Genomic DNA, 23,236 nt, shown 5'->3' with positions numbered 1-23,236 from the left:
CTTAATTAGCAAGCGGAGCCCATCATGGAAAAACGTGAAGAACTCTACCGCGGCAAAGCCAAATCGGTTTACAAGACCGACGACGCCGACCGTTTGATCCTGCTGTTCCGTAACGACACGTCGGCCTTCGACGGCAAGCGTATCGAGCAGCTCGACCGCAAGGGCATGGTGAACAACAAGTTCAATGCCTTCATCATGCAGAAGCTCGAAGAAGCCGGCGTGCCGACCCAGTTCGACAAACTGCTGGGCGACAACGAATGCCTGGTGAAGAAGCTCGACATGATTCCGGTTGAGTGCGTAGTGCGTAACTACGCGGCGGGCAGCCTGGTCAAGCGTTTGGGCGTGGAAGAGGGCATCAAGCTTGAGCCGTCGACCTTCGAACTGTTCCTGAAGAACGACGAGAAGGGCGATCCGTTCATCAACGAGTCCCACGTGGTTGCATTTGGTTGGGGCACCGCCGAGCAGTTGGTGAAGATGAAGGCGCTGTCGCTGAAGGTCAACGAAGTGCTGAACAAGCTGTTCGATGACGCTGGCCTGCTGCTGGTCGACTTCAAGCTGGAATTCGGTGTGTTCCACGGCGAGATCGTGTTGGGCGACGAGTTCAGCCCGGACGGTTGCCGCCTGTGGGATAAGGAAACCCGCAAGAAGATGGACAAGGACCGCTTCCGTCAGGGGCTGGGCGACGTAATCGAAGCCTACGAAGAAGTTGCAAAACGCCTGGGCGTGCCGCTGTAAAGCGGCCTGTTCTCGCAAGCGCTTGATAGCACGAATTTTTTTTGAAATAGGGCTTCGCCTTTTTAAAAAGTGCTGGTATCATGCGCGCCATTGGAGAGATGCCGGAGTGGCCGAACGGGACGGATTCGAAATCCGTTGTACTGGCGACAGTACCTAGGGTTCAAATCCCTATCTCTCCGCCATACATCGAGAACCCCCTGAAACCATTGGTTTCAGGGGGTTTTTGTTTGTGGGGTATATGTAGCGGGTATGAGCCTAACAAGTTAAGCGCCTGGCGCATGCTGGCATCCGTATTCACTGCCTTGTCCTGGCTGGGTGGATTTCGAGCGTGATCGACTGAGTGAGCGGCGTTAAGCCGCCGAGCGCCTTCAAAAATGAAGGCTGCGGGGCATGCAAGCGTACGTTACTTCAGCGCCAGGAATGGGTAGTGCAGCATTGAAGCATGATGGGAGTGCTCGTTAGATCTCCCAGCTCGAGTCATCTCATTCCCCCGGCGCGCACTACTTGCTGTTTGGGGAGGGGCGGCACTGGATTGATTTTCCTCGCCAGTTCAGCCAGGCCTGATCCCAGCCGGTTTCATGCGTGACACCCGGTAGAACGATAGTTTCCAGGCACGCAGAGGGACCTAGTTGGTGCCGGTAAAATGCTTCAACCGCTACCGGAATCACCCGGTCATTACCTCCCAGCAAGTGCCTTTGAGGAATCATGGCCAAGCGCTGGCGGTACTGCAACGGCTCAAGTGAACCGCGTAACGGGGCGAGCTGCTGTATCCGAGCCCACTCTCTCGGGCTGAGGTTGCCGGCCAGTGTCTGTACCTGGGCGATGTCGTCACGGCGAGAGGCCAACAGCAGGGCCACGGCGGCGCCACCGGAGTAGCCGACCAGTTCAAAGTCCTGGTTGTGATAACGCGCTTTAAGCAGATCCAGTGCCTGGTCAAAACTGGCGATGACCTCTTCGGAGAATCGCCGATGGGTCCATAGGTCGGTGGTGCAGGTCGGCACGCTGACGAACTGACAAGGGCGCGCAAGGTAAAGTGATGGGGTTGGATCATTCAACGCCAACCGCGTCACCATCAGTTGCCGAGGGCTGGGGTCGATACTGGGCTGCGTTGCTGTGGCCCAGGCGCGGCCATCGCCTTCCAGATAAATGCGCAGTCGGGGCGGCGGGGCGTGTGTGAACGTCGCGACCATCGCCAAGGGGAAAGGATGGGTCGTCAATATTTCCAGGTGCTGGCCATGGCTGGATGCCAGCGCTTGAAGTGCCTGCTGAGGTGACTGGCAACCGCTCAGCACGGCACTGAACAACAGTGCCGTGCCTTGCAGGCAAATCCCAACCCAGCGTAACGGGCTGAGCTTTGCAGCGGTCATCAGAAGTCGTAACGCACTTTGGCTGTGACCGTATTAGCATCAAAGTCCGACTTGCCTACATAGTCGTAGTTCAAGCCAACCGTGACAGCGCCCAGGTGGTAGTCAGCGCCTACACCTGCTTCATAGCTGTTGCGTACGGCACTCGTACCGCTGGTTACGAAAGGCGTGTTGCCCGAGATGAAGGTCGACGTGCTGCTGACTTCGTCACCGATAAAGTCGTGGTAGGCCATGACTTGGGCTTGCGGTTCAAACGTGCCATTGCCCAGCGGGAAACTTCCGGCAACACGCAGGCCTGCACCCAGTTCCGCTACTTCAAAACGTTGATCTTCGACTTTCAGCGCAGCAGAACTGCCTTTTTCACGGTAACCGTCGATGTTCACCAGGCTGTATCGAGCGGCAATGCGCGGCTCAACCAGGACCGATGGGGAGACGTGGTAGGTGTAGCCACCGACCAGGTTCACACCAAACAGGTTACTGTCGTAATCACCCTTGGCGGTCGTGCTGGCAATGCTGCGCTTACCTTCGTTGTCGTTGAGGCCATAGGTCAGGCTGCCATCGACAAAGTAGTTACCTTGCTCAAAGCCACCGTACAAGGTGAAGGCATGGCCGTCGACCTTGGTTTTGTCACCGCTCTTGCCATTCACATCGGTGTTCAGGTAGCTGTACGCCACACCCAGGGTCACCTGATCATTCAGTTTGCCGTCGGCGCCGACCGCAATACCGCGGCTGTAAGCGTTGTAGCCAGCAACATTGTCACGCAGGTCCTGGCTGGCATCGCTGTACAGGGTTTGTACCCATACACCTACTTCCTTGAAGCCCTCACCCGACGACATGCCGCGTGCCCCGGAGGTACGACCACTGGTGACGTTGCTGATCAACGTCTGGCCGGTGGTTGCAGCCTGAGTTGCACCGCCATTGACCTCTGGCGTCAGTTGCTCAGCCAGCGTGCGCAGCGCTTCAGGGTCCTGGGATGCATTCACATAGGCCTGGAAAACTGCGTCCTGCGGGTTCAGGGTAGCCAACTGAGTGGCGACACTGCTGAATGCCGAAGCGGCGCGCTGGGCGTTGTCCGAGCCACCGATATCCTTGATAACCTCACCGACTTGCGAAGACGACTTCCCGGTGACCGTGGCAACGACCTGATTACCTTCGACGACATAAGTATCAACATTCAACAGCGAGGAGCGGCTGCTAACCAGCTTGCCGGGCTCGGTCTGGTTATCCAGCGAATCAGCCTTGACCAGGGTGTAGGTGCTGCCGTTGGCGGAGAAATCGCTACCCTGAGCGGCCAGGGTAATTTGCGAACCTTTCTCGAAGGTCGCGTTGCCGTCTACACTCAAGACTGCTTTTTGCGCATTCGTCGCGCTGCTCAGGTTCAGGTCCAGCGACGAACCGTTAGCTACTACAAGGTCGCCCTGCAAAGTGGTGTGCGCATTCGCCAGCTGCAGATGGCCCGCGCTGCTCCCGGTACCGATAATCAGTGGCCCGTTGTCGAACATGCGGATGTTGTAGCCATCTGCGTCGGTGTTGGTGCCCTTGAATACCGTGTTGCCGGTGACATAAATGCGATCCAGATCGATCAAGTTGCCGGTGATCGAACCGCCTTGCCAGTCCAGAACGACCGTTTTCGTTGCATCGGAGGCGTCGATGGCCTCGTCTTCGGAAACCAGGGTGCCACGGTTGACGATCGTCAGCGCCCCGTCACTGACGTCGCTGTCGATGTCAAAGCCGCCAATTTCAATCGCCGCGTCGGTAGCCTGAATCAGGCCATTGTTGATGAACTGGGCAGAAGGGCTGGTAAAGCTGACGCCATCCAGCTCAACGCCAACGGCGTCGGTACCTGTCGCGATGATACGGCCATTGTTTTCAATGCCGCCGATGTCTACACGATCGCTGTGGCCAAAGTAGTCGTTGGAAGTGGCATCCAGCGCCGTGGCGTTTTCACCACTGACCTGAATCAAGCCATTGTTGATGAGCTTGCCGTCAATCTCGCCACCTTCGAGCAAGATGCCTTTGGCGTGGTTGCCGTTGGCGAGAATCTGGCCCGTGCTGGCGTTGATCAGATCGCCATGCAGTTCCGAGTCACCAGAGAACTCCAGTGCACGGACACCATCACCTTCGAACTCATTGCCACTGACACGCAAGGTGCCTTCGTTGACCAGGTTGCCGTGGATGATTGCCGGGTCAACCAACATCGCCGAGACACCACCGCCACTTACCGAAATGCTGCCCTTGTTGACCAGGTTACCGAAGATTTCGGTTGCTGGGCCAAAAGACGAGGGGTCTTCGTCTTCACCCGCCATGGACAGGTCCAGGCCATCGGCGTTATCGCCATTGGCATTAACAGTGGCATTGATAACCAAGTCTTTGTTGAAGGTGACACTATTGAACTCGATAGCATCCAGATCGCTATTGTTCGTAGTGAACGAGCCAGTGACTTCAACCTGGTTCGCATAACTGGTTCTTTCGATCTGTACACCTGCGTTGGTCAGGGGCAGGATCTCTGCAAACACAGGCTGTGCGGCGGCGGCGATGGCAAGAGCAATGAGGGTTTTTTGTAGGTTGACGACAGCCACTTTTTATTCCTTGACAAACTATTTGAGAAAGCTTCCCTGCATGGCTTCGCTTCGCTGAGATGGCAAATTGCCACGCTGGACGCGGGCGGAGTATAAGTCCTGTGGTTTATCAAGGGTATACATTTTTGACGCCATTGGAATGACTTGCTCGTCCTGGATGCTTAGGGCGAGAAACGAGCAGGTGCAGGCGTGCCAGCGGTGGCAGCACAATCGCTCTAAGCGGTTCAGCGACTGATAAGGACGTTTCGCCCCTCGCTATGAACCTTCAAGGCATGCGTCTGCGCCAGCATCGCCACAGCCAGTGGCACATCGTTGAGCGGAAAGGTGCCGGACACACGCAGGCTTTGCAGTGTTGCATCGCACTCGATCCGCTCGCGCCCGTAGCGCATCAACTCTTGCGCCCATAACCGCATTGGCAGATCGTCGGCCGACAGCAACCCGCTGCGCCAGGCCAGTGCCGCTGCGGTAGCAGCCTCGATGACGCCAAGCCCTTCGCGGCTGAAACGGACCTGTTGCCCGGCACGGATGACGTTGCTACCTGCGGCCACCTCCTGAGCCGCAGGCCGAACCTGCACGGCCCCGTCATACACGGCCAGCAGTGTCTCGTGCTCCAGCTGACGCACGCTGAACGCGGTGCCCAATGCGAGCATCACGCCCTGTACGGTTTGAACCAGCAACGGCCGTGCAGGTGACTGTCGATCTGTCGCGCTGCGGATGTAGATCTCGCCTCGATGCAGAAGCAACAGGCGCTGCAAGGCGTCATAACGAACATTCAGTGCCGTATCGGTGTTCAGGGTGACCTGGGTGCCGTCATCGTTGACGATTTCGCGCTGCTCGCCCACGGCAGTGATGTAGTCGGCGCCAAACCCGTTGCGCCACACCTGCGCGCGCCACGACCACCAGGCAAGCGGGGCACCAGCAATCAGCAGTAGCACACCGCGAAGGACTGCGCGGCGATCGGATGCGGTTGGCCGGTTCAGGGTGCGTTTGGCCAGTGCCGGCGGTAGGTTGGCGATACGGCAGAGCAGTTGTTCGGCGCGTTTCCAGGCACGCTGATGGTCCGCGCTCTGCGCCTGCCAGCGGTCGAACTCGTTCTGTCGGCAAGGGCTCAGCGGGCCTTCCTGCATCAGCAGCAGCCAGGATGCCGCTTCCTTGAGTACCGTTTGCGCAATGGCTGGATCGTTACTCATCCGGCAGCAGGCTCAAGCAGGTGACATACGCCGCATGGATGTATTTCTTCACCGTCGGCAGGGCGATGTTCAAGGCAGCGGCGATATCTTTCTGTTTCATGCCATCGAGCGTGGCCATCAAGAACGCCTGACGGATACGCGGCTTCAGGGTATCGAGCAGCGCATCGATCTCGTGCAGGCTTTCGAGGATCACACTTTGCTGTTCCGGCGATGGCTGCTGTGGTTCCGGCAGTGTCGCCAGCGCGTCCAGCCAGGCCAGCTCCAACGACTGCCGCCGCCGCCAGCTGACCAGCACGCAATTGGCGATTTTCGTCAGGTACGCGCGAGGCTGGCGGATGGGCTCAGGTTGCCGGGCATCGGGGCTGAGCAGAATGCGCAGAAATACATCGTGTGCCAGGTCGTCGGCAACGCCGCGTCCCCACGACCTCAACCGATAGGCCAACCAGTTACGTAGCCAGGCGTGATTTTCCACATACAGCGTGGCCACGCGGTTGTTGGCGGGGGTGGGGTGAGAAAGGCTGGGCGCAATGGTCATGGGAATCGAATTAGCGGTGAATACGTGCAAATGAAAACTATTATCACTACCCTTCGCCGCATTCACAACACCTGTACTGCTACAGCCGCTGGGCAAAACCTGGAAATATACTTTTTTCGATCTCGTGCGACAGAGGAGGTGGACGCCCGCAATGACTGGCGGGTGCAAACTCACAAGCGAGAACCGCATGTCCCGAGTATCCCGTCTTCACTCCGTTGCGCGCCCGTTGCCCTGTGTGTCGCCGATCACCCGTGCGTTGCGCTGCGCGCTGCTGAGCCTGTCCGCTGTCAGCGTTGGCCTGCTGAGCGGGAGCCTGGCCCAGGCGCAAACACCGGAACAGGTGCCTGTGCCCGCAGCCCATCTGGATCATGCAACGCGTTTCGACTACGCCATTGCCGAGGGCGCCCTGGGTGCCTCACTGGCGGCATTTGCCAGTCAGTCGGGCTTGCTGTTGTCCTTCGATCCCGAGCTGGTCCGTGGCAAAACCGCGTTGGCATTGAACGGGCGCTTTACCGTCCGTGAAGGGCTGCAGCGTTTGCTGGTAAATGCCGACCTGCGTTTGGTGCCGGGCCCGAAAGGCAGTTACAGCCTGATCCCGACGCAACACCTGAAAGCCGTCACCGAGCTGTCGGCAACTACTGTCGCCGCCGATGAACTGCTCGATGCGAAGGCACAGACCTATCGGGCGCCACGCTCTTCGGTGGTGCTCACCAGCGAAGACCTGGATCGCTTCGGACGCATTTCCGCCGGTGATCTGTTGCAGGGTATACCGGGGGTACAGGTCGGCGACACGCGCAATGGCGGAGCGCTGGACGTCAACATTCGCGGGGTCCAGGGGCAGAGCCGCGTCGCGGTCAAGGTCGACGGGGCCGAGCAGGCACTGGACGTCTATCGCGGCTACGCCGGTACGCAACAGCGCAGCTACATCGACCCAGACCTGATCAGCAACGTGACGGTGAACAAGGGCCCGACGTTGAAGTCAGGCGCGATTGGCGGCACCGTGGAAATGCAGACCCTCGGTGTGAAGGATATTCTGGTCGACGGTAACCACGTCGGTGTACGCCTTAAGGGCGAACTGTGGAACAACGGGGTTGCCCCCGCGCACCGTAGCGCCAGTTCCACAACCGAGGACCTGAGCTCGCTACCCCACAACAGTCGTGGTGGCCTGTTTGGCTCGGACGCCCAGTCGGGGAGTGCCGCATTCGCCTTCAGCCGCGAGAGCCTGGACCTCGTTGCGGCGTATGCGCACCGCGAGCAGGGTAACTACTTCTCCGGCAAGAAAGGCCAGGAGCGCTACCGCACCTACGACAAATACGGTGATGAAGAGAGCAGCGTTGCCACCACTTACAACGCCGGTGAGGAGGTACTCAATTCCTCCGCCAAAACCGATTCCTACCTGCTCAAGGCCACTTGGCGAATGGCTGAGGGGCATACCCTGGACCTGGGTTATCGGCAGTACCAGGGCAGTAATGGCGAGATCATGCCGTCGGACATCTTCCGTACTGGTAACGCGGGTATTTATCAATACCCACTGGGCCGCGTAGAGATCGATACCTACACCGCGCGCTACCACTACCTGCCCAGCGACAACCCGTTGATTGACCTCACCGCCAGCCTGTGGATGACCGACAGCCAAAGCAGCAGCTTGAGCTCGGCGTGGACGGCGCCGGTTTCACAGCTGTTCCGCTCTGATCGCAGCTGGACCCGTCAGGACAACCGACGAATCGGTGCCGATCTGAGCAATATCTCCAGGTTCGACACTGCCTACGGCGATTTCACCGTGGACCTTGGCGGCTCCTACCAGCATGAGGACCTGCAGCCACAGAAAGGTGTGCTCATTACCGAACACGACATCAATGCCAATCGTGGTCTGCGCGATGCCTCCCGCGCGGAGTACAGCTTCAACGGCAAGCTCGAATACCAGCCGATCGACGAGTTGACGCTGTGGGGCGGCGGTCGCTACAGCCATTTCCGCACCAAGGACAACGGCGTCACGGCCAAGGCTCGGCGTGAGGTGCGCAACATGCGCTGGATGTGGGTTAACAATGAACGTACTTACGGCAACATGATCTGGTTCCCGGATCCGGATGGCAACTACACCGATGCGAGCGATCCGCGTCTGAACAACGGCATTGTCTTCAAAAACAGCAACGAGCCGTTCAATGGCGTGCGTTACAACGACTTTGGCGCGACCCGTTCGGACGTCTTCGACGAGAGCGTCAGCAGCGTGGTGACCGGATACGACCGTACCCCGCAACGCGGCAGCAGCGGCAGCGGTTTTTCGCCTTCGTTCGGTGTCAACTACGAGTGGATGCCCGACACCTTCGTGTATGTCGCCTACACCCAGGGCCTGCGCTTGCCGTCGCTGTTCGAGACCAGCCTGGGCACCCAGCAGGTCACACCGGGCAGCAGCCTCAAACCTGAGCGTTCGCGAACCTGGGAAGTGGGAGCCAGTGCGCTGCGTAAAAACCTGCTGACTGCCGGGGACTCGGCGGCGATCAAACTGGCGTACTTTGACAACGACATCAAAAACTACGTGACCCGCTACTACGACCCAAGCCCTGGGCGTATGGGCATGATGACCTTCAGCAACACCGACAGCTACAGCACGCGCGGTTTGGAGCTACAAACGCACTATGACGCGGGCCGGGTGTTCGCCGACCTGGCCGCCACCTACTACCTGGAAACCGAGACCTGTGATGCGGCCTTTGCGGCCAAACTGCGCAGCACGGCCAACGGCTACCAGAACACCCAGGACACCCCTGACTGTACCTCGGGCAGTTACATGGGCTCGTACACCAACACGCAGAACCCGCCGCGGTTGGCCGCCAACGTCACCAGTGGCCTGCGCTTCTTCGAGCAGAAACTGACCGTCGGCGCGCGCGCTACCTACACCTCCGGTCCGACCAGCACGGCCGACAAGCCTTGGCAAACCGGTGGAACCACGCCGCAGATCGAATATCGCCCGGTGGCGTTGTTCGATATGTTCCTGAACTACAAGGTGCTTGAAAACACCGAGCTCAACCTTTCGGTGCAGAACCTGACCGACCGTTACTACCTCGACCCACTGGCGCAGAGCCTGATGCCTGCACCTGGACGTACCTGGCGGCTGGGGGTACAGAGCAAATTTTGAGACGAGCCGCCTCATGGCGACATGAGGCGGCCGGCTGGCGCTATCATCTTGCGCCGGTCGGTGTGCTCACGTGGTTACGCGGCAACCGGGGATCGCCAGTCATCGGAACCGGATGTGCCGGAGACTTCGTGGGTCCAGGTGATTTTGCGGTAGGTGAAGTAGACGTCCTCAAGATGAGTGAAGTGCGACATGTTCGGGTCTTGGCAGTTGGCCATGTTGGACGTTACATCGACGATGATCGCGTCCTCCAGCTTGATGGTGTAGTAGTGCTCTTGGGTGCCCGAAGCAGAAGTGCGGAACCACTTCAGGGTGCACGACGTCAGGCGTTCGCCTGTCGTCAGGGCCGCGAAAATCAATGGCGATGACTTGTCGAAGACCTTGGTGATTTTCAGCGGTTTGTGGACGCGCTGGCCGGTTGGTTGGCCGGACTGCGGATCGCGCGGGATGATGACCTGATGATCGAAGGCCTGGACCAGAATCTCGTCTTCGTGACCTTCCTGGAAAATATTGCCGACCGAATCTTCAGTGAAGGTGCCAGCCGTGATCAGGCCTTGTTTGGTGCCTTCGAGGGTCAGGTATGCGGGGGTTGGCATTGCAGCTCTCCGTGCGGGAATTGATGTTGAATCCGGAGCCAGTGAGGCCCGTCGATGAGCGCTGTATCAAGTGTCATGCCAGAAACTGAAATACCAAACTAAATCAAGGATGTAGGGTTGCCCAAGTGGTGTGGGTAATGCGATTTCCAGGAAATAATCAAATAGTCTGCGCAAATAGTTGCACAGCACTGTGCAACTATTTGCGCAGTTGGCTGTGAGGCCTGTGCTGTCGGCGCTGCCAGGGTGTGTGACTGAGATGAGATGTGGCGCTCTGTGCAAAAAGTTGCGCGATTTATCGTTCGCCATTGTTTGTTTTGTTTGCAGTTGAGTCGACTTTTTGTTTTTAAGAAAAATGCCTACACGTTCTTTGGGTTGTTTTGTGGGAGTAGTCTTGTTGGGCTATAGGAATTTTCCTATGGCTATGTGGGAAATGGTCTTGGTTGCGCGGTTTTCAAAAATTTTGTGACCATTAAAACCTTTAGCCTGCCTAGGCTAGATGGGCTTTTCTGGATTTTCAAATGCGCCTGAACAGTCTCGATTTCGCTGTTTTGTGTGTTGCTTAAGCGTATTGGGTGAGGCTTGCGTTGATTTGCTTGGGTACTTTAGGATCCAACTTCTTCAGCCCAGGGAAGGGCCCCCAGTTATAGCGCGAGGGAACACGTTCTAAGTGTTTTCTTTATGTTGTTGTGATTGTTTCGAGATTTCGGAATGGTCATGCACCAGTCGGTGACAAAAGGCCACGGATGACATTTTCAAGCAAACTTTATTCGCACTATCTTGAACTTGCCAGGGCGCCTGTGTCCGCCGAGATGTTCGCGGGCGAGGATATGCGCTTTTCAAGTGAGTTCGACGTGCTGGAAGCCGAGCTTGGCAAAGACAATTCCTTGTACGCGACCGGGCGGACCGACTGGTCGAAAGTTCGCGAGGGCAGTGAGGCTTTACTTCGATGTCACTCCAAGGACCTTCGTGCGGTCGCCTGGTTGACCTGGGCACTTCATCAGTGTGAGTCCTTCGCCGGTTTGCTCGCGGGCCTTGGGCTGATGCGCTACCTCTGTGAGCAGCACTGGGCCGAGTTGCATCCTGCCAAGCCGCGCACGCGCAGCGGGGCGATAGCCTGGCTGCTTCCGCGTCTTGAGCAGGTGCTTGACGATAATGTCCCGGTCAAGGATCAGCTAGCGCTGTTTCGCGCCATGGTCGAGCACCTCGAAGCGCTTGATGAGGTGTTTACCGCACGCCTGGCCGACGATGCGCCGCTGATTCTGCCAATGCGCCGGCGTCTGGCCTCGATGCTACAGCGTGCCGCCGATGGTGGGCTCGAGCCCGGTAGCGTTGGCGCGGTGGTCGCGCAGGTCAAGCAGGCTGCCACTCAACTGCTCACGCCAGGGGCGCCGATCGACAGCGAGAAGGAAGCCGGCAAGGCATTGCGTGCCCAGCAGGAGAGCGCGCGGCCATTGTGCACCTGGTGGTTGCGCCAGAAAGCCACCGACTTGCGTGCATTACGCCTGAACCGGACATTGCTCTGGTTACCCATCGACACGATGCCCGAGCGCAATAACGAGCAGGTCACCGCACTACGCGGGTTGCCTTTGGACAAGCTCAACAGCTACCGCGAGCGTTTCGCCGCTGGTCAATACGCCGATCTGCTGGTGGACCTGGAAGCCAGTCTGGCTCGGTCACCCTTCTGGTTTGACGGCCAGTACCTGGTCTGGGAGTGCCTGCAGGCGCTGAATGCGGAGACGGCCATGCGCGAAGTGGAAGTGCAGTTTGCCCTGTTCCTGCAGCGCCTGCCGGGCATTGTCGGCCTGCGTTTTCACGATGGTCAGCCGTTCGCCGAGACGGCCACCCGCAACTGGATCGGCGCTTCGGTCATGCCTCATCTGCAAACCAGCAGTGCCCCGGTACGCCCCGCCGAGCGCAATGCCAACCGCCCGGCCTGGGAGCAAGCATTGGAGGACGTTGAGCCGGTACTGCGCAAGGACGGCCTGAAGGCCGCCGTGCAGGTGCTCAAGCAAGGCCTGCACGCCGCAGGCGGTGGGCGTGAACGCTTTCTCTGGCAATTCGGCTTGGCGCGCCTGTGCCACCAGGCAAAAAAGTACGAGCTCGCCCGTACCCAACTGGAAACCCTCGACCAGCAACTGCATGCCTCCGGCCTCAACCTTTGGGAGCCCGACCTCGCACTGCGGGTGATCCACCTGTTGCACAACTGCTGTGAGTTGCTGCCGCAGAACCATGCCGTGCGCGAACGCAAGGACGAGATTTACCGCAGGTTGTGCCACCTCGATCTGGAAGTGGTACTCGAATAGGCCTCCAGGCCGTCACCCAAATAGGAGCAGATCCATGGCCAAAGAAGGCTCGGTTGCACCCAAGGAACGCATCAACATCACCTTCAAACCGGCGTTGGGCAACGCTCAGGAGGAAGTCGAACTGCCGCTGAAGTTGCTGGTGTTGGGCGATTTCACCCAGCAGGCCGACGAGCGCAAGGTCGAGGATCGCAAACCGATCAGCGTCGATAAGCACAACTTCGACGATGTCCTGGGCAAACAGAACCTGCAGTTGACTTTGAGCGTGCCCAACCGCTTGCAGGCCCACGACGGCAGCGACGAGCTGGCCGTCAGCATCAAGATTGATGCCATGAAAGACTTCAATCCGGCCAATCTGGTTACGCAAATCCCGGCGTTGCGCAAGCTCATGGAGTTGCGTGAAGCACTGGTCGCCCTCAAGGGGCCGCTGGGTAACGCACCGGCGTTCCGCAAGGCCATTGAACGCGTGCTGGCCGACGACGACGGGCGTGCCCGGGTTCTCGGTGAGTTGGGTTTGCAAGGCACGCCAGCGCAGGACGCCTGAGTTTTCATTTTGATAAGGATGCCAATCCATGAGCAGCAGTGCCGCACCGCAACAGCATGATGACGCCGCCGACTACGGCGTTCTCGACCAGATCATCGCCGAAACCCGGCTCAACCCGCGCGACGAGGCCTATGGCATTGCCAAGCGCGGCGTGTCGGCGTTCATCGAAGAGTTGCTCAAACCGCAGAACCGCGGCGAGCCGGTAAAGAAGGCGCTGGTCGACCGGATGATCGCCGAGATCGACGAGAAGCTCAGCCGGCAGATGGACGAAATTCTGCACAACACCGAGTTCCAGGCACTCGAGTCCGCCTGGCGCGGGCTGCAGTTGCTGGTTGAGCGGACCGATTTTCGCGAGAACATCAAGATCGAGGTACTCAACACCTCCAAACAGGACCTGCTCGACGACTTTGAGGATTCTCCGGAAGTCATGCAGGCCGGTTTGTACAAGCATGTTTATACCGCCGAATATGGCCAGTTCGGCGGCCAACCGGTCGGGGCGATCATTGCCAACTACTTCATGTCGCCGAATGCCCCCGATGTGAAGTTGATGCAGTACGTTTCCAGCGTTGCCTGCATGGCCCATGCACCGTTCATTGCCGCTGCCGGTCCTGCTTTTTTTGGCCTGGAAAGCTTCACGGGCCTGCCGGACCTCAAGGACCTGAAAGATCACTTCGACGGTCCGCAATTCGCCAAGTGGCAAAGTTTCCGCCAGACGGAAGACTCGCGCTATTTCGGCCTGACCGTGCCGCGCTTCCTGTTGCGCAACCCATACGACCCGGAAGACAACCCGGTGAAGAGCTTCGCCTACCGGGAAACCGTAGCCAACAGCCACGAGCATTACCTGTGGGGCAATACCGCGTATGCCTTCGCCACCCGCCTGAGCGACAGTTTCGCCAAGTTCCGCTGGTGCCCGAACATCATCGGCCCGCAAAGCGGTGGCGCGGTGGAAGACCTGCCGTTGCACCACTTCCAGAGCATGGGCGAGATCGAAACCAAGATTCCGACCGAAGTGCTGGTTTCGGATAGGCGCGAGTATGAACTGGCCGAGGAGGGCTTCATCTCCCTGACCATGCGCAAGGGCAGCGACAACGCAGCGTTCTTCTCGGCCAATTCGGTGCAGCGGGCGAAGCGCTTCGGTATCAGCGAGGAAGGCAAGGCGGCGGAGTTGAACTACAAGCTGGGTACTCAGCTGCCATACATGATGATCATCAACCGCCTGGCACATTACCTGAAGGTACTGCAGCGCGAGCAACTGGGTTCGTGGAAGGAGCGGACCGATCTGGAAACCGAGCTTAACAAGTGGGTTCGCCAGTACGTTGCCGACCAGGAAAACCCCAGTGCCGAAGTGCGCGGGCGACGGCCGCTGCGCGCGGCGCAGATTGCGCTCAGTGATGTCGAGGGTGAGCCTGGCTGGTACCGCGTGAGCCTCAAGGTCCGCCCGCACTTCAAGTACATGGGCGCGGACTTCACCTTGTCCCTCGTCGGCAAGCTCGACAAAGAGTAACCAGGAGTTTCGCCATGATCGGTTACGGCAGTTTGTTCGAGCGGCTCAACGGCGACGCCGCGAAGCGTGCGGGTCAGCAGCGTGAGGACAGTGTTATGGAGTCGCTTGCCGCCCATCTGGCAAAGATGCTCAGCACTCGCGCGGGCAGCGTGCAAACGTTGCCCGACTACGGCTTGCCCGATCTCAACGACATGCGCCTGAGCCTTCACGACTCGCTGAACCAGGCGCGTGATTCGATCTGTCGTTTCATCGAGGCTTATGAGCCGCGTCTCAGCAGCGTGCAGGTTGTTTCCCGGTCAGAGCCCAACGATCCGCTGAAACTGGCGTTTGCCATCGCCGGGGTGCTGGAGGTGGCGGGTAGCAGGCGTCAGGTGAGCTTCAGTGCTCGCCTGGATGGCAGCGGCAATGTGCAGGTTCGCCCGGCGCGGCCATGAAGCGTCCCGCGCTCGCCAGCCGCATCATTTTTTCAGAACCCCGGCCTGTTCAAAGGTAACCATCCGTGTCCTTTAACCACTACTACCAAAGCGAGCTCACCGCACTGCGCCAACTGGGCCAACGTTTCGCCGAGCGTAGTCCTGCTCTGGCGCCCTTTCTTGGGCAGAGCGGGCGGGACCCGGATGTCGAGCGCTTGCTGGAAGGCTTTGCCTTTCTCACCGGCCGCTTGCGGCAGAAGCTCGACGATGAATTACCCGAGCTCACGCACTCGCTGATGCACCTGCTGTGGCCCAACTATATGCGGCCACTGCCTTCCTTCAGCATCCTGCAATTCGACCCGTTGAAGGAGGTTGGCCCGGCGCGGCTCGTTCCGCGGGAGACGGCGGTCGAAAGCACGCCGGTCGACGGTGTGCGTTGTCGCTTTCGTACCTGCTACGACACCGAGGTGCTACCGCTGAAACTGACTGCACTGAACTACGCCGTCAAAGGTGACGGTGCAGTGCTGGCGTTGCGCAGCGAGGTAAGCAGCCAGGGCTTTCTCGGCGAGCTGCAGCTCGAACGTTTGCGGCTGCACCTGTGTGGCGAGCGTTACATCAGCCAGATCCTCTACCTGTGCCTGCTGCGCAATCTGGAAGGTATCGAGGTAGTGCCGCTGGACGCGCAAGGCCAGCCGTTCGCCGATGCCCCGGGCCAGCACCTGGCCTACAGGCTGCGGGCAGACCAGGTCACCCCGGTGGGCTTTGCCGAAGAGGAGGCATTGATTCCCTATCCGCTCAACACCTTCCGCGGCTACCGCTACCTACAGGAATACTTCGCCTTTCAGGACAAGTTCCTGTTTGTCGACGTGCATGGGCTGGAGGTGCTCAAGGGCATCCCCGCTACCTTGCAAAAGCAGGTACGCGGCGTGGAGTTGCGCTTCACCATCCGCAACAGCGGTATCCAGCGCCTGCGGCCGAGCCTGGACAACCTCAAGCTGCACTGCACACCCATCGTCAACCTGTTCAAGCATGACGGGTTACCCATTCGCCTGGACGGCAAGCAAGACGACTACCTGTTGTTGCCCTCCGGCTACGCGCTGAAGGACTGCGGAGTCTTCTCCATTAGTTCGGTGACCGGCTGGATCGACAATGTCGGCTACCGCGGCTATGTGCCCTTCGAGTCGTTCGAGCACGACGCCAGTTTCGACGTGCCCGATGCCAGCCCGCATTACAGCGTTCGTCAGCGCAGCTCGTTGCTCCACGAAGGTATGGATACCTACCTGAGCTTTGGCGCCCGCGAGGTGGAAGTGCCGGAGACCCTTTCCACCGAGCTGATCTGCACCAACCAGAACCTGCCGCTACGGCTGGGCACAGGCGACATCTGCTTGGGGGCTGACGGTACGCCCAGCGAAATGGCTTTTCGCAACATCATCCCCGCTACTCCCAGCTACGCGCCGCCGGTCAACCGCAACTTCCTCTGGAAGCTGATCAGCAACATGTCGCTGAACTACCTCTCGCTGGCCAACGTCGACGCGCTGAAGGTGATCCTCGAAACCTACGACTTGCCGCGCTACTACGACCAGCATGCCGAGAGGGTCAGCAAGCGCCTGCTGGGAGGGCTCCAGTCGATTCGCCACGAGCATATCGACCGCCTGCACAAGGGCCTGCCGCTGCGCGGGGTGCGCACTGAACTGACGATCAACCCGCAAGGCTATATCGGCGAGGGTGACCTGTTCGTGTTCGCCTCGGTACTCAACGAGTTCTTCGCGCTTTACGCCAGCCTCAATTCGTTCCACGAACTGAAAGTCAAAAGCACACAGGGAGAGGTGTACCAATGGACACCACGCATGGGCCTGCAGCCGCTGCTTTGAATGGGCTGACCCGGGTAATCCGTGAGTATTCGCTGTTCCAGGCCGTGCTGCTGGTGATGGACCGGTTGCGCGCGGCCTACCCGTGCCTGAGCCCGGAAGCGCTCTATGAGCAGGTGGAGTTCGAGGCCAACCCGAGCCTGGGTTTTCCCGGCAGCGATGTGGACCGCGTGCAGTTCTTTCACGAGCGTGGCGAGTTGCGTGCGCGGCTGCGCTTCAACGTGATTGGCCTGGTCGGGTCGAGTTCGCCGCTGCCGGCGTTCTATGGCGAACAGGCCCTGGGCGACAGTCAAGACGGCAACCCGACCCGGCAATTTCTCGACCTGTTTCACCATCGTCTGCAGCGACTGATGCTGCCGATCTGGCGCAAGTATCGCTACAACGCGCGCTTCGAAACCGGGGCCGCCGACCCGTTCTCGGCGCAGCTGTTTGCGCTGGTGGGCCTGGGAGGCGAAGAGATTCGCCGGGCCACCGACCTGAACTGGAAACGCTTGCTGCCGTACTTGGGGCTGCTCAGTTTGCGCGCGCATTCGGCGGCGTTGATCGAGTCGGTGCTGCGTTACTACTTCAAGCACGAAGAACTGACCATCGAACAATGCACCGAGCGCCGCGTCGAGATTCTTCAGGAGGAACGTAACCGCCTCGGGCTCGCCAACTGCCAACTGGGCGAGAACACGGTGCTCGGCGAGCGCGTGCGTGATCGTGGCGCCACGTTCCGCATTCATATCCGCCAACTGACCTGGGAGCGTTTTCACGAGTTCCTGCCCATCGGCGCGGGCTATCAACCGCTCTGTGCGCTGGTGCGCTTCACCCTGCGCGACCCGCTCGACTACGACCTGCGCCTGGTCTTGCAACACACCGATATCCGCGCGCTGTGCATTGGCCAGCACAACGTCTGTCGCCTGGGCTGGACCAGCTGGCTGGGCCACGAGCGCGCCGATGGTGTGGTGACCCTTGGCAGCCGAATTCATTGAGGACCCCTGAATATGATCAACGTAGACCTGCAGCAACTGATCAAGGCGCTGGACGCCGATACACGACGCGATCTGGAGGGTTCGGCCCAGCGTTGTGTGGCCCGTGGTGGCAGTCGAGTCCTGGTCGAGGACCTGCTGCTGGCCTTGCTGGAGCGGCCCGACGGGGTGCTCGCCAAAGCGTTGCAGGAGGCGGGGGTCGAGTTCGCCGAACTGGCCACGGCGCTGCAAGCGCGACCCGAGCACAGTGCTTCGCGTAACCCGGTGTTCGCACCTGAGCTGGTGCAGTGGCTGCAGGATGCGCTGCTGCTGGCGAACCTGGAACTGGGCCAGCCTCATGTCGAGCAGGCGGCGTTGATTCTGGCCCTGTTGCGAAACCCGCTGCGCTATGCCGGCAGCCACTACCAGGCGCTGCTGAGCCGGCTCGACGGTGATCGTCTGCGCGAGTTTGCCCTGGCCCGGCAGGCGGTGCCGGGCAGCCCGTTCGAGACCCGGCAGGGCGAATCGTTGCTGGCGACGTTCTGCCATAACCTGACCGGCCAGGCCCGCGCTGGCAGCCTTGATCCGGTGTTATGCCGCGATGGGGCCATTCGACAAATGATCGATATCCTGGCCCGGCGGCGCAAAAACAACCCGATTGTGGTGGGCGAGGCGGGCGTGGGCAAAACCGCCATCGTTGAAGGACTGGCCCTGCGCATCGCCACCGGTGAAGTGCCGCAGGTGCTTCAGGGCGTCGAGTTGCTGACCCTGGACATGGGCCTGTTGCAGGCCGGTGCCAGCGTCAAGGGTGAGTTCGAACGACGGCTCAAGGGGCTGATCGAAGAGGTCAACGCCTCGCCCAAGCCGATCATCCTGTTCATCGATGAGGCACATACCCTGATCGGCGCTGGTGGCCAGGCCGGTGGCGGCGATGCGGCCAACCTGCTCAAGCCGGCCCTGGCCCGCGGCGAACTGCGAACCATCGCCGCGACCACCTGGGCCGAATACAAGAAATACTTCGAGAAGGATCCGGCGCTGGCCCGGCGCTTCCAGCCGGTGCAGTTGCATGAGCCGACAGTGAGTGAGGCGGTGACCATCCTGCGCGGGCTGGCGCCAGTCTACGAGCGCAGCCATGGTGTCTACCTGCGTGACGACGCGGTAGTGGCGGCTGCCGAGCTGTCGGCGCGCTACCTGGCCGGGCGGCAATTGCCGGACAAGGCGGTGGATGTGCTCGATACGGCCTGTGCCCGTGTGCATATCAGCCTGGCGGCCGTCCCCGAGCAGTTGCAGCGGCTGCGTGGCGAGTGGGTCGAGGGTGAGCGGCAACGGCAGGCGTTGCGCCGGGATACCGAGGCGGGGCTGCCGATCGATCAAGACGCCCTGCAGGCGCTGGAGCGGCGGCTTGGGCAGGCCGTATTGGCGCAGTCCGAGCTGGAAGCCCGTTGGGCCGTGCAGAAGACCCTGGCTGAGCGCGTGCTCGATCTGCGCCAGCGATTGGCTGTGGCGCCGATGGAGGGCGACCGCCTCGGTGGGCAGTTACATGAAACCTGCGAGGCACTCAAGCGCGCCCAGGCCGAACAACGGTTGGTCAGCTTCGAGGTCTGCCCGCGCTTGGTCGCCGAGGTGATCAGCGCCTGGACCGGGGTACCGTTGAGTCAGTTGGCCCGCGAGCACAACGCTAAAGTCGCCAGCTTTGCCAGCGACCTGCGCCAGCGCATTCGTGGCCAGGAGCAAGCCGTTCAGGCGCTGGATCGGGCTATGCGGGCCGCCGCTGCCGGCTTGAACATGCCGGATGCTCCGGTCGGAGTGTTCCTGCTGGTTGGTCCTACTGGCGTCGGCAAAACCGAGACCGCGCTGGCCCTGGCCGATCTGTTGTACGGCGGCGAACGCTTCGTCACCACCCTCAACATGTCCGAGTTCCAGGAGAAGCACAGTGTCTCGCGCCTGATCGGTGCGCCGCCGGGCTACGTTGGCTATGGCGAAGGCGGCATGCTGACCGAGGCGGTGCGGCAGAAACCGTACTCGGTGGTACTCCTCGACGAAGTGGAGAAAGCCGACCCCGACGTGCTCAACCTGTTCTACCAGATCTTCGACAAGGGCGTGGCCAACGACGGCGAGGGGCGCGAAATCGACTTTCGCAACACGCTGATCCTGATGACCTCCAACCTGGCCAGCGAACAGATCGTTGCACTGTGCAAGGGCGACCCGTCGCCGAGTGCCGCCGCGCTTGAGGACGCCATCCGGCCAGCGCTCAGCCGCCACTTCAAGCCGGCGCTGCTGGCGCGAATGAAGGTGCTGCCGTACTACCCGGTCAGTGGCCCGGTGTTGCGTGAACTGGTGCAGATCAAGCTGGAGCGGCTGGGCCAGCGGCTGAAGGCCCGGCAACTGGCGTTCAGTTACAGCGATGCGCTGGTGCAACAGCTGGCCGAGCGCTGCAACCAAGGCGACAGCGGTGCGCGATTGATCGAGCAGTTGCTCGACCGCCACCTGTTGCCGCTGATCGCCGACCGCCTGCTCGACGCGATGGCAGCGGGCAAGGTGCTCAAACAGGTGCATGCCACGCTCGACGGTGCTCAAGAGGTGATCTGTGAGTTCGCCTGACGGAGGGCGGATGTTTGCTCACCTGGCGCAGCCGTTGGCCTATGCCGAGCAGTTGCTGCAGGCTATCGCCGGGCTGGCGCAGTTCGCTACGCCAAGCCGGTTGCTCGGCGAGTTTGCGCTGCTGGCGGCGCGGCTCAGCGACAGCGAAGTGGCCCAGGTGTACCTGCTGGATGCCGGCCACAGTCAATTGGCACTGAGTGCCGAATGCCTGCACGGTACCCTGCAGGTGCCGCAGCGTGCTGGACTGGCGGCTGATTATCACGGCGAGCAGATCCTTCAGTTCAGCCTCTGCCAGAACCAGGTGATGTGCCTCGATACGCTGGATGAGGGCGTTTACCAGAGCGGGTTTCTGCCCCAATGTGCGGCGGCGTGGCGTGCCTTGCTGTGTATTCCGTTGACGGCAGAGGCGGGCGTGGTCGAAGGGCTGCTGGTGTGTGCGAGCCCGCGGCGGGTTGAGTTGCACGGCTACGCCGAGTCACTGCGTTTGCTCGGGGCATCGGTCATGGCGCAGGCGGCGCTGTTGCGCAAGGTTCAGCCCGGCCGACCGGCCCCGGCAGCCGCGTTGCCCGTGGCGAATGGTTACGGCCTGATCGGTACCAGTACGCCGATGCGCAGCATGTACCAGTTGATTGGCAAGGTGCTGCACAGCCCCTACACCATTCTGTTAACCGGCGAGACCGGCACCGGCAAGGAGGTCGTGGCGCGGGCGTTGCACGAATATGGCCCACGGCGTTCGAAGAAGTTCATCGTGCAGAACTGCGCGGCATTCCCCGAGGACCTGCTCGAAAGTGAGCTGTTCGGCTACCGCAAAGGTGCCTTTACCGGCGCCGACCGCGATCGCCAGGGGCTGTTCGATGCTGCCCAGGGCGGCACGCTATTGCTCGACGAAATTGGTGACATGCCGTTGTCGCTGCAAGCCAAATTGTTGCGCGTGTTGCAGGAGGGTGAGATTCGCCCGTTGGGCAGCACCGACACCCACAGCATCGACGTGCGCATCATTGCCGCCACTCACCGCGATTTGGCCGCCATGGTTGCCCAGGGCACGTTCCGCGAAGACCTCTATTACCGCCTGGCGCAATTTCCCATCGAGCTACCGGCGCTGCGCCAGCGCGGCGCCGATGTGCTGGCGCTGGCCCGGCATTTCTCCGACAAGGCCTGCGCGTTCCTTGGCCGTGAGCCGCTGGGCTGGTCGCCGGCGGCCCTCGGCCGGCTGGCTGGGCATGCCTTCCCCGGCAACGTGCGCGAGCTCAAGGGCATGGTCGAGCGGGCGGTGCTGCTGTGTGAAGGTTCCGAACTGCTGGCTGGGCACTTCCATTACGGCGACGAACGCGCCAGCGATGCCGAGGACGGCAGCGCGTACCTGCGTGATTACCTGGGGCGGGTCGAACGCGCCTACCTGCTCAGTTGCCTGCGCCGCAACGGCGGCAATCAGACCCTCTCGGCCCGCGAACTGGGCCTGCCACGGCGCACCTTGCTGTACCGCCTGGGGCGGCTGAACGTCGACCTGAGTGAGTTGCAGGAATGAATGCCTTCCGTTTTTCAACGTTCCTCATGGAGACCCCTCCGATGCCTGTTCGACCCTGGGCTCGCGCCTTGCTGTTACTCACCTTGCTGGCTGGCTTGAGCGCGTGCTCGGGCAACTACCGGTTCAGCGACCACGAATACCGGCCGTTGGGTGATCCGCAGTCGCTCAACCGCGGCCAGTCACTGTCAGGAGTACCGTCGTCATGGAATTAGTCCTCGAGATCCAGAGCACCTGTCAGACGGTCCCGCTGCATGCCAGCACGCATGTCTTCGACGTGCGCGGTGGGGTGATCGGCCGCGCCGCCGACTGCGACTGGAGTATCCCGGATGCCAGCAAGCACCTGTCCAACCGTCACGCCAGCATCAGCTTCAGGCAGGGGGCGTTCTACCTGACCGATACCAGCCGCAACGGCACCTTCACGGCGACCGGTGCGCAATTACCCGAGCAACAGGCGTTTCGTATCGAGTCGGGGGCACGGTTTCGCATGAGCAGTTTCGAGATTCTCGCGCGGCTGCGTGAGCCGCACGCCGCCGCTGACGCGCGTAGCGGCCTGCCACTGTCGAAGGGCACGGTCATTCCCGACGATATCTATCTGCTCAATCCGCTGCTCGCGCCCGATCCGCACGTTCAGGCGTCTACTGTGGACGACGGTCTGGCGGCATTGCATCAGCCTGCGCTGGAGGCCCACCGATGCGCCGACTATGCGCGTATCGACGTCGAGCACCTGCCGCTGCCCGAGCTGGTGGCGCCTGCCTCATCGGTGCCGGCGCTAGCGGTCGAGTCAATGCCGGACGAGAGCGCGCGATCGGCGGTGTTCTGGACGCAATTCGGTGCGGCGCTGGGGGTCGACCTGAGTGCGCTGGCGAGCGACGAGCGCGAAGCCCTGGCGATCAAGGCCGCGCAGTTGCTGGCGCAAAGCATCGGCGATTTGCAGCAATGCTTGCGCACCCGCAGCGACCTGAAAGACGAACTGCAGCTGGTGCGTACCGGTACACGACTCGACAGTCGCGATCCGCTGCGGTCGAGTGCCGGCAGTAGCAAGGCGCTGGCGTTGCTGTTGCGGCCCGATGTTGCCGGTCAGGTCAACGGCCAGCAGTACATCGCCCGCGCCTTTCACGATGTCCAGGCCCACCAGGTGGCCTTGCTCTCGGCCTGCCGCACGACGTTGCGCGCCACCCTCGAACAGTTCTCGCCGCAGCAACTGGTACTGCGCTTCGAGCGGGCCGGTGACCGGCCGCTGCTCGCAACGGCCGGCAAACGCTGGCGCGCCTATGGCCGGTATCACCGGGCCTTGCTGCAGGACGATGAGTTCAGCGCGCGGTTGTTGGCGCGCGATTTTGCTCAGGCCTACGACGAACAGGTCCGCCTGATCGCCACGTTGCACACCGCTCATCAAGGATGA

17 protein-coding genes and 1 tRNA gene are annotated in these 23,236 nt (G+C 60.8%); 13 read left to right on the top strand and 5 right to left on the bottom strand.

Translation table 11 applies throughout. The annotated features are described in order from the left end of the window. Positions 1-24: 24 nt before the first annotated feature. Together purC and DCO48_RS15055 are read left to right on the top strand one after the other, a co-directional pair. On the top strand, positions 25-735 hold the full coding sequence (gene purC, locus DCO48_RS15060; protein ID WP_116551412.1) for a phosphoribosylaminoimidazolesuccinocarboxamide synthase: 711 nt from the start codon (positions 25-27) through the stop codon (positions 733-735). 92 nt (positions 736-827) lie between these two features. Beyond that, positions 828-917: transfer RNA gene (locus DCO48_RS15055), tRNA-Ser, on the top strand. A gap of 318 nt (positions 918-1,235) precedes the next feature. Here the strand turns inward: DCO48_RS15055 and DCO48_RS15050 are convergent. The 4 genes from DCO48_RS15050 to DCO48_RS15035 all read right to left on the bottom strand — a co-directional run bounded on the left by DCO48_RS15050 (position 1,236) and on the right by DCO48_RS15035 (position 6,403). Next, complete coding sequence (locus tag DCO48_RS15050; protein ID WP_116551411.1) at positions 1,236-2,102, bottom strand: alpha/beta hydrolase; 867 nt, start codon at positions 2,100-2,102, stop codon at positions 1,236-1,238. Then, positions 2,102-4,678, bottom strand: coding sequence for an autotransporter outer membrane beta-barrel domain-containing protein (locus tag DCO48_RS15045; RefSeq protein ID WP_116551410.1), 2,577 nt, complete (start codon positions 4,676-4,678; stop codon positions 2,102-2,104). The genes DCO48_RS15050 and DCO48_RS15045 overlap by 1 nt, the downstream gene beginning before the upstream one ends. Positions 4,679-4,902: 224 nt before the next feature. Further along, positions 4,903-5,868 carry a FecR domain-containing protein gene (locus DCO48_RS15040; RefSeq protein WP_116551409.1) on the bottom strand — a complete coding sequence of 322 codons (966 nt, stop codon included), beginning with the start codon at positions 5,866-5,868 and terminating at the stop codon, positions 4,903-4,905. Further along, positions 5,861-6,403, bottom strand: a complete 543-nt coding sequence (locus DCO48_RS15035; protein ID WP_116551408.1) for a sigma-70 family RNA polymerase sigma factor — start codon at positions 6,401-6,403, stop codon at positions 5,861-5,863. The genes DCO48_RS15040 and DCO48_RS15035 overlap by 8 nt, the downstream gene beginning before the upstream one ends. 187 nt (positions 6,404-6,590) lie before the next feature. On the opposite strand from DCO48_RS15035, the gene DCO48_RS15030 reads away from it, so the two are divergent. Next, the gene (locus tag DCO48_RS15030) at positions 6,591-9,536 is read left to right on the top strand and encodes a TonB-dependent receptor (protein ID WP_116551407.1); all 2,946 of its coding nucleotides are present in this window, start codon (positions 6,591-6,593) and stop codon (positions 9,534-9,536) included. A gap of 74 nt (positions 9,537-9,610) precedes the next feature. Here DCO48_RS15030 and DCO48_RS15025 read toward each other — a convergent pair whose 3' ends face one another. After that, positions 9,611-10,129, bottom strand: coding sequence for an Hcp family type VI secretion system effector (locus tag DCO48_RS15025; RefSeq protein WP_116551406.1), 519 nt, complete (start codon positions 10,127-10,129; stop codon positions 9,611-9,613). A 743-nt stretch (positions 10,130-10,872) separates the two neighbouring features. On the opposite strand from DCO48_RS15025, the gene tssA reads away from it, so the two are divergent. The 10 genes from tssA (at position 10,873) to tagH (ending at position 23,236) form a co-directional block, all read left to right on the top strand. Continuing rightward, positions 10,873-12,432 carry a type VI secretion system protein TssA gene (tssA, locus tag DCO48_RS15020; RefSeq protein WP_116551405.1) on the top strand — a complete coding sequence of 520 codons (1,560 nt, stop codon included), beginning with the start codon at positions 10,873-10,875 and terminating at the stop codon, positions 12,430-12,432. Positions 12,433-12,466: 34 nt separating this feature from the next. Beyond that, a complete protein-coding gene (tssB, locus tag DCO48_RS15015; RefSeq protein ID WP_116551404.1) occupies positions 12,467-12,973 on the top strand; it encodes a type VI secretion system contractile sheath small subunit in 507 nt (168 codons plus the stop codon). 28 nt (positions 12,974-13,001) lie between these two features. After that, entirely contained in the window at positions 13,002-14,477 is a 1,476-nt protein-coding gene (tssC, locus tag DCO48_RS15010) for a type VI secretion system contractile sheath large subunit (RefSeq protein ID WP_116551403.1), read from the top strand. 14 nt (positions 14,478-14,491) lie between these two features. Continuing rightward, on the top strand, positions 14,492-14,911 hold the full coding sequence (gene tssE, locus DCO48_RS15005) for a type VI secretion system baseplate subunit TssE (RefSeq protein WP_116551402.1): 420 nt from the start codon (positions 14,492-14,494) through the stop codon (positions 14,909-14,911). A gap of 65 nt (positions 14,912-14,976) precedes the next feature. After that, positions 14,977-16,761, top strand: a complete 1,785-nt coding sequence (gene tssF / locus DCO48_RS15000; RefSeq protein ID WP_116551401.1) for a type VI secretion system baseplate subunit TssF — start codon at positions 14,977-14,979, stop codon at positions 16,759-16,761. Then, positions 16,725-17,732 carry a type VI secretion system baseplate subunit TssG gene (gene tssG / locus DCO48_RS14995; protein WP_116551400.1) on the top strand — a complete coding sequence of 336 codons (1,008 nt, stop codon included), beginning with the start codon at positions 16,725-16,727 and terminating at the stop codon, positions 17,730-17,732. The genes tssF and tssG overlap by 37 nt, the downstream gene beginning before the upstream one ends. Before the next feature lie 6 nt (positions 17,733-17,738). Next, positions 17,739-20,309: a type VI secretion system ATPase TssH gene (tssH, locus tag DCO48_RS14990; protein WP_165840779.1), complete on the top strand. Its 2,571-nt coding sequence runs from the start codon at positions 17,739-17,741 to the stop codon at positions 20,307-20,309. Between the two features lie 10 nt (positions 20,310-20,319). Continuing rightward, on the top strand, positions 20,320-21,834 hold the full coding sequence (locus DCO48_RS14985) for a sigma-54-dependent Fis family transcriptional regulator (RefSeq protein ID WP_116551398.1): 1,515 nt from the start codon (positions 20,320-20,322) through the stop codon (positions 21,832-21,834). Between the two features lie 41 nt (positions 21,835-21,875). Then, the gene (locus tag DCO48_RS14980) at positions 21,876-22,046 is read left to right on the top strand and encodes a type VI secretion protein (RefSeq protein WP_116551462.1); all 171 of its coding nucleotides are present in this window, start codon (positions 21,876-21,878) and stop codon (positions 22,044-22,046) included. After that, positions 22,037-23,236: a type VI secretion system-associated FHA domain protein TagH gene (tagH, locus tag DCO48_RS14975; protein WP_116551397.1), complete on the top strand. Its 1,200-nt coding sequence runs from the start codon at positions 22,037-22,039 to the stop codon at positions 23,234-23,236. The genes DCO48_RS14980 and tagH overlap by 10 nt, the downstream gene beginning before the upstream one ends.

The organism is Pseudomonas sp. SDI, assembly GCF_003105155.1.
Taxonomy (GTDB): Bacteria; Pseudomonadota; Gammaproteobacteria; order Pseudomonadales; family Pseudomonadaceae; genus Aquipseudomonas.
The sequence above is the reverse complement of the archived record's forward strand: the minus strand, read 5'-3'. Positions and strand labels throughout refer to the sequence as shown.